General features: G+C 72.8%; 9 protein-coding genes. 7 read left to right on the top strand and 2 right to left on the bottom strand.

Going from position 1 to position 12,460, the window contains the following annotated elements; translation table 11 throughout:
- The first annotated feature begins 179 nt into the window (after window positions 1–179).
- The 3 genes from aceE (at window position 180) to ACIBJC_RS23990 (ending at window position 4,644) form a co-directional block, all read left to right on the top strand.
- Window positions 180–2,861, top strand: a complete 2,682-nt coding sequence (aceE, locus tag ACIBJC_RS24000) for a pyruvate dehydrogenase (acetyl-transferring), homodimeric type (protein ID WP_399295668.1) — start codon at window positions 180–182, stop codon at window positions 2,859–2,861.
- A gap of 109 nt (window positions 2,862–2,970) precedes the next feature.
- A complete protein-coding gene (locus tag ACIBJC_RS23995) occupies window positions 2,971–3,936 on the top strand; it encodes a helix-turn-helix transcriptional regulator (protein ID WP_399295666.1) in 966 nt (321 codons plus the stop codon).
- Between the two features lie 186 nt (window positions 3,937–4,122).
- Window positions 4,123–4,644: a DUF4240 domain-containing protein gene (locus tag ACIBJC_RS23990; protein WP_329826306.1), complete on the top strand. Its 522-nt coding sequence runs from the start codon at window positions 4,123–4,125 to the stop codon at window positions 4,642–4,644.
- Between the two features lie 79 nt (window positions 4,645–4,723).
- On the opposite strand, the gene ACIBJC_RS23985 is transcribed toward ACIBJC_RS23990, so the two are convergent.
- Window positions 4,724–5,275 carry a GNAT family N-acetyltransferase gene (locus tag ACIBJC_RS23985; protein WP_399295664.1) on the bottom strand — a complete coding sequence of 184 codons (552 nt, stop codon included), beginning with the start codon at window positions 5,273–5,275 and terminating at the stop codon, window positions 4,724–4,726.
- A 43-nt stretch (window positions 5,276–5,318) separates the two neighbouring features.
- On the opposite strand from ACIBJC_RS23985, the gene ACIBJC_RS23980 reads away from it, so the two are divergent.
- Complete coding sequence (locus ACIBJC_RS23980; RefSeq protein ID WP_329825940.1) at window positions 5,319–6,203, top strand: TIGR01777 family oxidoreductase; 885 nt, start codon at window positions 5,319–5,321, stop codon at window positions 6,201–6,203.
- A gap of 532 nt (window positions 6,204–6,735) precedes the next feature.
- On the top strand, window positions 6,736–8,058 hold the full coding sequence (locus ACIBJC_RS23975) for an FAD-dependent oxidoreductase (protein ID WP_399295661.1): 1,323 nt from the start codon (window positions 6,736–6,738) through the stop codon (window positions 8,056–8,058).
- 108 nt (window positions 8,059–8,166) lie between these two features.
- On the opposite strand, the gene ACIBJC_RS23970 is transcribed toward ACIBJC_RS23975, so the two are convergent.
- Complete coding sequence (locus ACIBJC_RS23970; RefSeq protein ID WP_399295659.1) at window positions 8,167–9,885, bottom strand: regulator; 1,719 nt, start codon at window positions 9,883–9,885, stop codon at window positions 8,167–8,169.
- A 285-nt stretch (window positions 9,886–10,170) separates the two neighbouring features.
- Between ACIBJC_RS23970 and lipB the strand changes: the two genes are divergently transcribed.
- Together lipB and ACIBJC_RS23960 are read left to right on the top strand one after the other, a co-directional pair.
- Window positions 10,171–11,109, top strand: a complete 939-nt coding sequence (lipB, locus tag ACIBJC_RS23965; protein WP_399295657.1) for a lipoyl(octanoyl) transferase LipB — start codon at window positions 10,171–10,173, stop codon at window positions 11,107–11,109.
- 148 nt (window positions 11,110–11,257) lie between these two features.
- Entirely contained in the window at window positions 11,258–12,226 is a 969-nt protein-coding gene (locus tag ACIBJC_RS23960; RefSeq protein WP_399295655.1) for a lipoyl synthase, read from the top strand.
- Window positions 12,227–12,460 lie beyond the last annotated feature (234 nt).

Here is a 12,460-nt window from a genome sequence, read left to right as displayed (position 1 = left end):
TGCCCTGTCGTACGGCACGGGATGCCAATTCCTTGAGATCGAGAAGTTTTGCCGTTCAACCCTTTGATCGATCATCGATCAGCGTTCTACAGTCGACGACGGGCTGCACCCAGCCCAGCGTCCTGTCCTGCCAGACATGACCACTTCTCCACCCCCCTCCTGTCCGGAAGGCGGCGATGATGCCCGACCCCGTAGGCAAGCTTCCGAGCGAGCTGGACCAGCTCCCGGACCGTGACACCGAGGAGACCGCCGAATGGGCGGCCTCCCTCGACGCCGTCACCGAACACGCGGGCCCGCACCGCGCCGCGTACCTCATGCGGCGCACCCTCCAGCACGCGGGAACCGCCGGGGTCCCGGTGCCCGAGCTGCTGGAGAGCGATTATGTGAACACCATCCCGACCGCCGCCGAGCCCGAGTTCGACGGCGATCTGGAGATGGAGTCCAGGATCACCGCCTGGAACCGCTGGAACGCGGCGGCGATGGTCACCCGCGGCGCCCGTTACGGCGTCGGCGGCCACATCGCCACCTTCGCCTCCGCGGCCTGGCTGTACGAGACGGGCTTCAACCACTTCTTCCGCGGCAAGGAGGGGGACGGCTCCGGCGACCAGCTCTACATCCAGGGCCACGCCTCCCCCGGCATCTACGCCCGCGCCTTCCTCGACGGCCGGCTGACCGAGACGGACCTGGACCACTTCCGCCAGGAGTCCGGCGGCAAGGGCCTGCCCTCGTACCCGCACCCGCGGCGGCTGCCGTGGCTGTGGGAGTTCCCCACCGTCTCCATGGGCCTCGGCCCGCTCTCCGCGATCTACCAGGCGCGCTTCAACCGCTACCTGACCAACCGCTCCATCAAGGACACGTCCGCCTCGCACGTCTGGGCGTTCCTCGGCGACGGCGAGATGGACGAGCCCGAGTCGACGGCGGCCCTCGCCCTCGCGGCACGGGAGCGTCTGGACAACCTGACCTTCGTCATCAACTGCAACCTCCAGCGCCTCGACGGCCCGGTCCGCGCCAACTTCCGGGTCGTGCAGGAGCTGGAGGCACAGTTCCGCGGCGCAGGCTGGAACGTCGTCAAGACGCTGTGGGGCTCCGCCTGGGACGAGGTGTTCGCGCTGGACACCACGGGCGCGCTGGTACGCCGGCTGCGCCAGGTACCGGACGCCCAGTTCCAGACGTACGCCACGCGGGACGTCGCGTACATCCGCGAGCACTTCTTCGGCGCCGAGCCGGCCCTCGCCGAGCTGGCGAAGCTGCTGACCGACGCGAAGATCGCCGAGTGTTTCTTCACCTCGCGCGGTGGCCACGAGGCCCGCAAGGTGTACGCCGCCTACCGTGCGGCGCTGTCCCACGAGGGCGCGCCGACCGTGATCCTCGCGCAGACGGTGAAGGGCTACACGCTCGGCGCCGGCTTCGAGTCGCGCAACGCCAACCACCAGATGAAGAAGCTCTCGGGCGAGCAGTTCCGCACCATGCGCGACCTGCTGGACCTGCCCATCCCGGACGCGAAACTCGACGAGAGTCTCGTCCCGTACGGCCACCCCGGCGCGGACTCCCCCGAGGTGCGCTACCTCCAGGAGCGGCGCGCCGCGCTGGGCGGCCCCGCCCCGGCCCGCCGGGTGCACTCGGTCGCGCTGCCCCAGCCGACGGAGAAGCCGTTCCAGGCCGTCGCCAAGGGCTCGGGCAAGCAGTCCGTGGCGACGACGATGGCGTTCGTCCGGCTGATGAAGGACCTGATGCGGGACAAGGAGACCGGCAAGCGCTGGGTCCCGATCGTCCCCGACGAGGCGCGCACCTTCGGCATGGAGGCGCTGTTCCCGTCGGCCGGCATCTACTCGCCGCTGGGTCAGACGTACGACCCGGTCGACCGCGACCAGATCATGTACTACAAGGAAGCCAAGGACGGCCAGATCCTCAACGAGGGGATCACCGAGGCCGGTTCGATGGCGGACTTCATCGCCGCCGCCACGTCGTACGCGACGCACGGCGAGACGATGATCCCGTTCTACATCTTCTACTCGATGTTCGGCTGGCAGCGCACGGGCGACCAGATGTGGCAGCTCGCCGACCAGATGGGCAAGGGCTTCATCGTCGGCGCCACCGCGGGCCGGACGACCCTGACCGGCGAGGGCCTCCAGCACGCGGACGGCCACTCGCACCTCATCGCGGCCACCAACCCGGCCTCCCTCAGCTACGACCCGGCGTTCGCCTACGAGATCGCGGTGATCGTCAAGGAGGGGCTGCGGCGGATGTACGGCGAGCCCGTGCCCGGCGAGGACCAGGACGTCTTCTACTACCTGACGGTCTACAACGAGCCGATGCCGCAGCCCGCGATGCCGGAAGGCGTCGAGGAGGGCATCGTCAAGGGCCTGTACCGCTTCAAGGAGGGCGTCCCGGCGGCGGCCGACGCCCCGGCGATACAGCTCCTGGCCTCCGGTACGGCCATCCACTGGGCCCTGGAGGCGCAGGAACTGCTCGCCGCCGACTGGGGCGTGACGGCCGACGTCTGGTCCGCCACCTCCTGGACCGAGCTGCGCAGGGACGCGATGGAGGCCGACGAGGCCCTGCTGCGCGGCGAGGAGAAGGTGCCGTACGTGACGCGCGCGCTCGAAGGCGCGCCGGGCCCGGTCCTCGCGGTCAGCGACTGGATGCGGCAGGTGCCGGACCAGATCAGCCAGTGGGTCGAGCAGGACTACAGCTCCCTCGGCACGGACGGCTTCGGGCTCTCGGACACCCGGGAGGCGGCCCGCCGTCACTTCGGGGTCGACGCCCGGTCGATCGTGGTCGCGGCGCTGGCTCAGCTCGCCCGCCGGGGCGAGGTCAAGCCGGAGCGGATCGCGGAGGCGCGCGAGCGCTACGGTCTCTGACGGCTGGTCTCTGACGGCCGGTCTTTGACGGCCGGACCCTTCGCAGCCCCTGTAGCAGGCCGGGGAGCCCCTGTCACCGAGTGGCAGGGGCTCCCTGCATCATGGACGTATGCGTGCTGCCCGCCTGATCAAGATGGTCCTTCTCCTCCAGTCCAGACCCTCCATGACCGCGGGCGAACTGGCCCGCGAACTGGAGGTGTCCGAGCGCACGATCACCCGGGACGCCCAGGCCCTCTCCGAGGCCGGGATCCCGGTGTACGCGAACCGGGGCAGGTCCGGCGGCTACCGGCTGGTCGGCGGCTACCGCACCCGGCTGACCGGCCTGGCGCGCGGCGAGGCGGAGGCGCTGTTCCTCTCGGGGGTGCCGGGGGCGTTGCGGGAGATGGGCCTGGACGACATCTCGTCGGCCGCTCGGCTGAAGGTCTCTGCGGCGCTGCTGCCGTCGCTGCGGGACGCGCAGGACACGGCGGCACAGCGCTTCCACCTCGACGCGCCCGGCTGGTACCACGAGCCGCAGACACCGGAGCTGCTGCCGGTGGTGGCGGAGGCGGTCTGGGACGACCGGCTGGTCGCGGCGCGCTACCGGCGCGAGGACCAGGAGGTGGAGCGGGAGCTGGCCCCGTACGGTCTCGTACTGAAGGCAGGCGTCTGGTACGTGTGCGCCGGTACGGAGGGGACATTCCGGGTCTACCGGATCGACCGGTTCACGGCGGTGGAGGCCATGCAGGAACGTTTCGTCAGAGATGAGTGCTTCGATCTGCCGGCGTTCTGGGAGGAGCGCGCCGCGGAGTTCGCGCGCTCCCTGCTGCGCACGGAGATCGAGGTGCGCCTCTCGCCGGAGGGTGCCCGCAGACTCCCGTACGTGACGGACCGCGCGGCGGCGCGAGCGGCGATCGAGGCGGCGCCCCCGGCCGACGAGGAGGACCGGATCACGCTCACGCTGCCGGTGGAGTCCGAGGAGGTCGCGTACGCCCAACTGCTGACGCTGGGCGCGGACGCGGAGGTCCTGGCGCCGGAGACACTGAGGAGCCGGTTCGCGGAGGCGGCGGCGCGGATGGACGACCTGTACCGGTAGGGGATGGGCGACCTGTACGGATTGCGGAAGAACGGTCTGTACCGGTAGCGGATGGACAACCTGTACGGATTGCGGACGGACGGCCGTACCGGGAGGGGTCCGCGCACCCCCCACAGGTCACAGAAGTCCCCGTAACTCGCGGCTCCGCGTGCGCGGCCCCTCCTCAGGCACGATGCTTGACCCGTGATGGACGAGACGGAGTTCTGGGAGATCGTCGACAGCACCCGCGAGGCCGCCGAGGGCGACCCCGACGACCATGCGGATCTGCTGGTCGAGCGGCTGCTGCAACTCGATCCCGACTCCGTACTGGACTTCGCGCGGCACTTCGAGTCGCGCTACAACCGCGCGTACCACTGGGATCTGTGGGGCGCGGCGGCCGTACTGCTCGGCGGGGCGAGCGACGACGCCTTCGACTACTTCCGCTGCTGGCTCATCGGGCAGGGCCGGGAGATCTTCGAGGGCGCGCTGCACGATCCGGACAGCCTGGCCGAGCTGCTCGACGAGTTCGACGAGACCGTCGACGGGGACGGCGAGGAACTGGGGTACGCGGCGGACGAGGCGTACGAACAGCTCACGGGGGTGGTGGCGCCCGCCCTGGGGATCGCGGCGCAGCGCGCGGAGCCGGAGGGCACGCCGCTCGACTTCGAGGACGAGGCGGCGCTGGCGGAGCGGTTCCCCCGGCTGACGGAGCGCTTCGGAGGCGAGTGAGCCGGGGCGGTCGCCGGTGGTGCCCGGCGGCTCACTCCAGCGGGAGCGCCGTCGGTCACTCCATCAGGAGCGCCATCAGTCACTCCAGCGGGAGCGCCATCAGCACGTCGTCGACGTACGTCCCGTCCAGGTGGAACTCCCCCGGCAGGATCCCCTCGACGCGGTACCCCTCGGCCTCGTACAGGGCCCGCGCCGCCGTGTTGTGTCCCAGGACGCGCAGGGTCAGCCGACGCGCGCCCTGGTTGCGCGCGTGCAGCGCGCCCGCGCGCAGCAGGGCGCGCGCCACGCCCCGGCGGCGCGCCCAGGGATGGACCGCGAGGCCCTGGATCTGCCGTACGTGCGCGTTGCTGGCGAGCGGGGTGGGGCGGGCGACGCGGATGTACCCGGCGACGGGGTCCTCGGGATCGCCGGTCCCGCCGACGTTGAGGCTCCCGCCGCCCCGGAGGCTCGCGCCGCCGTCGAACTCGGCCACCAGGAAGTCCTCCGGCCGGTGCTGGGCGTCGAAGAACGGTCCGTACGGCGGGCTGGGCCTGGGCGTGACGGCGTGCAGCGGCGACCAGGTCGCCCGGTCGAGCGCGCCGAGGGCCTCGTCGTCCGCGCGTACGGCGGGGCGTATCCGGGGTTCCACCATGGCGCAACTGTGCCATGGGATGTTCCGGAGGCAGGATGGGTGCATGAAAATCGCGGTCACCGGTTCCACCGGGCTCATCGGTACGGCTCTTGTCAGCTCCCTGCGCGCGGACGGACACGAGGTGACGCGGCTGGTCCGGCACCCGGCGCGCACGGCCGACGAGATCGAGTGGGACCCCGTACGGCAGACGATCGACGCGGGGAAGCTGAACGGCTGCGACGCGGTCGTCCATCTGGCCGGCGCGGGCGTCGGTGACCGCCGCTGGAGCGACGCGTACAAGCGGGAGATCCGGGACAGCCGGGTCCTCGGTACGGCCACCATCGCGGAGGCCCTGACCTCCCTCGACTCGCCGCCCCGGGTGCTGGTATCCGGTTCGGCCGTCGGCTTCTACGGCTACACCGGGGACCGGAAGGTGGACGAGAGCTCCCCTCCGGGGGACGGCTTCCTCCCGTCGCTCTGCGTGGAGTGGGAGGAGGCCGCGCTGCCCGCGGAGGAGGCGGGCATCCGTACGGTCTTCCCCCGTACCGGTCTGGTGGTCGCGCGCAAGGGCGGCGCGTGGGGGCGGCTGTTCCCGCTCTTCCGCGCGGGCCTGGGCGGCCGGCTCGGCTCGGGCGACCAGTACTGGAGCTTCATCTCGCTGCACGACGAGGTGGCGGCGCTGCGGCATCTCATCGACACGGACGGCCTGGAGGGCCCGGTCAACCTGACGGCCCCCGAGCCCGTCACCAACCGCGAGGTGACGGCGGCGATGGGCCGCGTCCTGCACCGCCCGACCCCGTTCCCGGTCCCGGCGGCGGCGCTGCGGCTGGTGGTGGGGGGCCTGGCGGAGGACATCGTGGGCAGCCAGCGGGTGGTTCCGTCGCGTCTGCTGGAATCGGGCTTCACGTTCGCGTTCCCGACGATCGACGAGGCGGTACGGGCGGCGTAGCGGTAGCGGTAGGGGCAGCGGCAGCGGTAGGGGTAGGGGCGGTACGCGCGGCTTGGCGGCTGCCCCGCCGGGACGCCCCGGGACCGTCCCCGTCCCCTGTCCCCCCGGCCCGGGAGCGCACGGGGAGCGGCCGGGGAGCGGCCCGGCGGCGGTGCCCGGCCGTCGGAGAGGCGCCGGGAAGGCGCCGGGGGGGCGCCGGAGGGGCGCCGGAGGGGCGCCGGGGAGGCGCCGGGGAGGCTTCCCGTACCGGTGCGCGTCGCGCGGCCCCCGCGCCCGGGTGCGTCGCGCCCCCGCACCGGCCGGGCCGCCGGGGAGCGTCCCGCTCCGTTCCGCCGCCCCGCAGCGCGGCGGCACGCACCCCCCATGCATCGGTGCCCCCGCCCGCGCGCGTCCGCGCCGCGCCGATCCGTCCCTACGCTCGACCGGGAACGGGACGACGCCCCTTCGGAGGACTCACTCGTCCAGGGCGTTCCGGGGGCCTGATGCGGGCATCGGGCCCCCACCCAGCCGCGCTGACCTCGGGGAGGGGCACGTGCTCAGCACCGCACTCGGCACCGCGCACCACGCAGACGTCGTCATCATCGGAGCCGGTCTGGCAGGCCTGTCCGCCGCGCACCATCTCACCAGCGCGGGTGTCACGGTCAGCGTCCTGGAGGCCGCTCCCCACGTCGGCGGCCGGATGACCACGGACCAGGTCGACGGCTTCCGTCTGGACCGTGGCGGACGGCTGCTCACCACCGCCTACCCCGATCTGCTCCGTACGCCGGGGCTCGAAGGCGCGGCCGTCCGGATGTTCTCGCCGGGCGTGCTCGTCCACAGCGACGGCAGGAACTACCGCACCGGTGCGGTCGGGAGCGCACGGAGCGCACGGACCGTTGCGCGCGCCCTGGCGAGCGCCCCCCGCCCGCCGCTGGGCGGCGCGGTCGACCAGGCGCGGCTCAGCGCCGCTCTGGGCCGTCTCGCGGCGACGCCGACGGCCCGGCTGCTGGCCCGCCCCGAACGGACCGCCGCGGAGGCGCTCGCGGTGCGCGGGCTGCCCGCCCGTACGGTCAACGGCTTCATCCGGCCGCTGCTCACCGCGCTGCTCTGCGACCCGGAGCTGCGGACGTCGAGCCGGTGCGCCGATCTCGCGCTGCGGGCGTTCGCGCGGGGCCGGCTCTTCGTTCCGGCGGGCGGCGCCGCCACGCTGCCCGAACTGCTGGCGCGGACGCTGCCGGAGGGCACCGTCCGTACGGATGTCCGTGTCACGGACACGTCGATCAACTGCGTGACGACCAAGGAGCACGGCGAGATAGCCTGCCGGTCGCTCGTCCTGGCGACGGGCGCCCGCGCGGCGGCCGAACTGCTGCCTGGGTTACGGGTGCCGGACTTCCACGCCGTGACGGTGCTGCACCACACGGCGCCCGAACCCCCGCTGGCCGAACCGGCGCTGCTGCTGGACGCCGACCGCGAAGGACCCGTCACACACACGGCCGTGATGAGCACGGTGGACCCGTCGCGCGCGCCGCGGGGCCGCGTGCTGATCTCGTCGACGGTGCTCGGCACCCCTCCCCCGGCCGCCGAACTCGACCGTACGGTCCTGGCCCACCTCGCGCGTCTGTACGGGACGCCGACCGACGACTGGGAGCTGCTGGCCGTCCACCACGACCCGGAGTCCGTGCCCGCGATGGACCCGCCGCACGACCTGCGCCGGCCGGTCCGGGTGCTGTCGGGCCTGTACGTGTGCGGCGACCACCGCGACACCAACACCGTGCAGGGCGCGCTCTTCTCGGGCCGCCGCGCGGCGCACGCGATCCTGCGCGATCTGGGCGTACGCCCGGCGTACGGGACGGCGCCGATGCCCGCGGTGGCGTAGGCCCGGTCCGACCGCGGACACGCGGGCACCCAGCTCCGGTCCCGTCCGGGCGTCGACCTTCCCCGGACGGGACCGGCTCACCACCTCGCGCGGGCCGGCCGCGGCGGGTCAGCCGATCGCGGCCACCCGGTCGCGGTAGTTCCGTACGGCCGTGGCGTCCCGGTACGGCTCCAGGCGCCGCTCGAAGTCCCGTACGTACTCCACCGCCCGCGCCGACCGCATCTCCGTGGCCTGCTGGGCGGCCTCCGCGCCGAGCAGGCACGCCTGGTCCAGCTCGCCCAGGCCCAGACGGCCACAGGCGAGCACGACCCGGCAGAAGAGGCGGCTGCGGGCGTACTCGGGGGCGCGCAGTTGGAGCGAGCGCTCGGCGTGCTGGACGCAGTGGCGGTACTGCTGGAGATCGCGGTGGCAGTGGGCCAGTTCGTCCGCGAACTGCGCCTCGTCGAAGAAGCGCGCCCAGCGCGGTGTCTCGTCGCCGGGGCGCGCCGCCTCCAGGGCGCGTTCGGCCCGTACGAGCGAGGCGGCACACGCCCGCGCCTCGGAGAGCACACCGTGGCCGCGCGCCTCGGCGGAGTGCAGCAGCGCCTGGACCACCGGGGGCGCGGACGCGCCGACGCCCTGCTGGGCGACGCGCGCGAGCTGGACGGCCTCGCGGCCGTGGCCCAGGTAGACCGCCTGCCGGCTCATCGTGATCAGGACGTACGAGCCGTACACACGGTCCCCGGCCGCCTGGGAGAGCCGCAGCGCCTGGACGAAGTAGCGCTGGGCGAGGCCGTGCGCGGCGATGTCGTACGAGGTCCAGCCCGCCAGCCGGGTCAGATCGGCCGCGGCGGCGAAGAGCCTGCGGCCGGTGGACTCGCCGTACTGGCCGCGCAGCATCGGTTCGGCCTCGTGCTCCAGGTAGCGCACGAGGGCCTGGCGGGCATGGCCGCCGCCGTAGGCGTGGTCGAGGGCGCGGAAGAGATCGCCGACGGAGCGCAGCGCCTCGATGTCGCCGGCGGTGACGCGCTGGCCGACGGCGCGTTCGGTGCGCGGGCGCGGAACGGCGGGCGGAGAGGACGGCGAGGGCGGGGAGAGCCGCGCGGTGTGGAGCGGGGGCGGGGCGTGTGCGGGAGCGAGGGCGGAGCCGGGGACGGGGGCGGGGGCCGAGGATCTTCCCTGGAGCTGGGCGTGCGCCGGGGGCTGGGCCTGGGCGGGCACCCGGGTGGATCCGGGCCCGCGGCCGGGGCGTTGCGGGACGAGGCCGGAGGTGCGGCCGGGCAGGGAGCCGCCGGGTGCGGCGGGCCCGGTGAGCCCGGCGGACTGGGCGGGGCCGGCGGACGGGGCGGGGCCGTTCCCGGCCGGGCCGCCGGGGGCCGCGGCGGCGAGCCCCGGGTGGGCCACCCGCTCGTCCGCGCGTCCGATCAGCCAGTCGCGGCTGGGGACGACCAGACCCGCCGGGGTGAACGCGATCTTGCGCAGTTCGTTGTGGCTGCCGGAGTCCTTGCGCCACAGTCCGCCGACGATGTCGACGGCTTCCTCGGGTGTCGAGGCGAATTCGAGGCCCGCGTAGACCGGGGCACAGGCGTCCAGGCCCAGATCCTGCGCGGAGAGCCGGCGTCCGAGCCGGCGGGTGAAGACCTCGGCGATGAGTGCGGGCGTGGTGCCGCGCGGCTGCTGCCCGCGCAGCCACCGGGTCACCGACGTCTTGTCGTACCGCAGATCGAGGCCGTGCTCAAGGCCGAGCTGATCCACCCGGCGGGCGAGACCCGCGTGGGAGAAACCGGCTTCCGCGATGAGGGCGGCGAGCTGGCGGTTGGGGGTGCGCTGCGGAGGTCGTTCCGACATGTGCTGTGCGGTCTCCTGCCTTCCGGGCCCGGGGAGCAGCCCTATGGAACGGCGCGAATGTAGTAGCCGTGACCGGTCTCACTGTCACGTTCGCCCCACATTCATCCGATCGTGTGAGGATCGCTTGCGCTGCTGACGTGGGGCGGAGCGATGGAGGGGGCGTCGGCCGGGCGCCCTGAGCCCCGTACACCTGCTCGGTCGTCCTCCCGGGGGCCGCCGTACAGTGGCAGAGGCGCTATGCGTGCAGGACGAAGGTTTCTCGGCCGGTGGTAAGGAGGCTCTGCCGTGAGTGAGCTGCGGTACGTCCATCTCGGGTTCGGCGCGGAGGCCGTCGAGTACGAGGAGGCGTGGCAGGAGCAGCGCAGGGTCCACGCGGCCCGGTTCGCGGACGAGGTCCCCGACACCTGTCTGCTGCTGGAGCATCCGCCGGTCTACACGGCCGGACGGCGCACGGTGGACAGCGAGCGCCCGCTCGACGGCACCCCCGTCGTCGACGTGGACCGCGGCGGGAAGATCACCTGGCACGGTCCGGGGCAGCTCGTGGGCTACCCGATCCTGAAGCTGCCGCGTCCGGTGGACGTCGTCGCGCACGTACGCCGTCTTGAGGACGCGCTGATCCGCACCGCCGCCGACTTCGGCCTGGAGACGAGCCGGGTCGAGGGGCGCAGCGGCGTGTGGGTGCTCGGCGACCCGGTCGCGGAGCGCGCGCCGCTGGGCGGCTCCCCGCTCGGCGGGCTCTCGCTGGACCTCGCGCCAGGGACGGCCCCCGGAGTCGCCCCCGGGGCCGATCCCCGGCTGGCGGACGAGGAGTTCGACCCGCGGCTGAACGGGCCCGAGTACGCCCCGTCCAACGCGGGCCAGCGCCGGGAGGACCGCAAGCTCGCGGCGATCGGGATCCGGGTCGCCAAGGGCGTGACCATGCACGGCTTCTCGTTCAACGTGAACCCGGACAACACCTGGTTCGACCGGATCGTGCCGTGCGGGATCCGGGACGCGGGCGTGACGTCGCTCTCGTACGAACTGGGCCGCGGGATCACGGTCTCCGAGGTCGTCCCCGTGGTGGAGAAACACCTGCGGGACATCCTGGAGCGGGCCGAGCCCGCGCCGCGGGTGATCGAGCGCGAACCCGTACGGGAGGCCACGGACGGGCCCGTACGGGAGACCACGCGTGAGCCCGTACGGGAGACCGCGCCGGCCGCCCGGGCGCTGAAAGCGAGCGCCTGACACACACCTCCCCCGTGGGCCTCGGCCGTACGGGGGAATGCACCCCTCCGCGCCGGGGTTGCGCAGAGTGAAGACCACGCAAATAACGGGCGTAACCTGGTGTTCGCCGAAGAATCGAATGCCGCGCCAGCAGAGAGAGGTGCCGGACGTGTCCGCTGTCGCACCCGACGGACGCAAGATGCTGCGCCTGGAGGTCCGGAACAGCCAGACCCCCATCGAGCGCAAGCCCGAGTGGATCAAGACCCGGGCGAAAATGGGCCCCGAGTACCAACAGTTGCAGAAGCTCGTGAAGAGCGAGGGCCTGCACACGGTCTGCCAGGAGGCCGGCTGTCCGAACATCTTCGAATGCTGGGAGGACCGCGAGGCGACCTTCCTCATCGGTGGCGAGCAGTGCACGCGGCGGTGTGACTTCTGTCTGATCGACACGGGCAAGCCGGAGCCGCTGGACCGCGACGAGCCGCGCCGCGTGGGCGAGTCCGTCGTCACGATGGACCTCAACTACGCCACGATCACCGGCGTCGCCCGCGACGACCTGGCGGACGGCGGATCCTGGCTGTACGCCGAGACCGTACGCCAGATCCACACCCTCACCGGTGAGCGCGAGACGGGCCACACCAAGGTCGAGCTGCTCATCCCGGACTTCAACGCCGTGCCGGAGCAGCTCGCCGAGGTCTTCTCGTCCCGGCCCGAGGTGCTCGCGCACAACGTCGAGACGGTGCCGCGGATCTTCAAGCGGATCCGCCCCGGCTTCCGTTACGAGCGCTCCCTCGAAGTGATCACGCGGGCCCGCGAGGCGGGGCTGATCACCAAGTCCAACCTGATCCTGGGCATGGGCGAGACCCGTGAAGAGGTCAGCGAGGCGCTGCGGGAGCTCCATGACGCGGGCTGCGAATTGATCACGATCACGCAGTACCTGCGGCCGTCCCCGCGTCACCATCCGGTCGAACGCTGGGTGAAGCCGCAGGAGTTCGTGGAGCTGAAGGACGAGGCCGACGCGATCGGCTACTCCGGTGTGATGTCGGGGCCGCTGGTGCGTTCCTCGTACCGCGCGGGCCGGCTGTACCAGCAGGCGACCGAGCGGCGCGACGCGGCGGTCGCCGCCGCCCAGGCTGTGTGAATCGGCGCACAAGTGACTACTCGCCGGTAGCGCCCGGCACGCCGCGGTCCGTACGCTCCTCGCAGGTCGGAGGTGGGGTACGGGCCGCTCGGCTGTTCGGTCCCGCGCTCTCCCCTCTCGCCAGGGTTTCATCCGCGTTTGACCGGTCGGTCACGCCCTGGTAACACCAATGAGTGACGCTGGACGCACACTCCGCGAACAGCCGTCTCACTCTTCGCTCACCCGTTCGCTTAC

The sequence above is a fragment of the Streptomyces sp. NPDC050509 genome, assembly GCF_044457965.1.
Classification (GTDB): Bacteria; Actinomycetota; Actinomycetes; order Streptomycetales; family Streptomycetaceae; genus Streptomyces.
The sequence above is the reverse complement of the archived record's forward strand: the minus strand, read 5'-3'. Positions and strand labels throughout refer to the sequence as shown.

Bases quoted from the DNA above. Each gene is read 5' to 3' on its own strand.
- ACIBJC_RS23990 (WP_329826306.1), top strand. From the start codon at position 4,123: ATGGACGAGACGGAGTTCTGGGAGATCGTCGACAGCACCCGCGAGGCC.
- ACIBJC_RS23995 (WP_399295666.1), top strand. From the start codon at position 2,971: ATGCGTGCTGCCCGCCTGATCAAGATGGTCCTTCTCCTCCAGTCCAGA.
- aceE (WP_399295668.1), top strand. From the start codon at position 180: ATGCCCGACCCCGTAGGCAAGCTTCCGAGCGAGCTGGACCAGCTCCCG.
- ACIBJC_RS23970 (WP_399295659.1), bottom strand. From the start codon at position 9,885: ATGTCGGAACGACCTCCGCAGCGCACCCCCAACCGCCAGCTCGCCGCC.
- ACIBJC_RS23980 (WP_329825940.1), top strand. From the start codon at position 5,319: ATGAAAATCGCGGTCACCGGTTCCACCGGGCTCATCGGTACGGCTCTT.
- ACIBJC_RS23985 (WP_399295664.1), bottom strand. From the start codon at position 5,275: ATGGTGGAACCCCGGATACGCCCCGCCGTACGCGCGGACGACGAGGCC.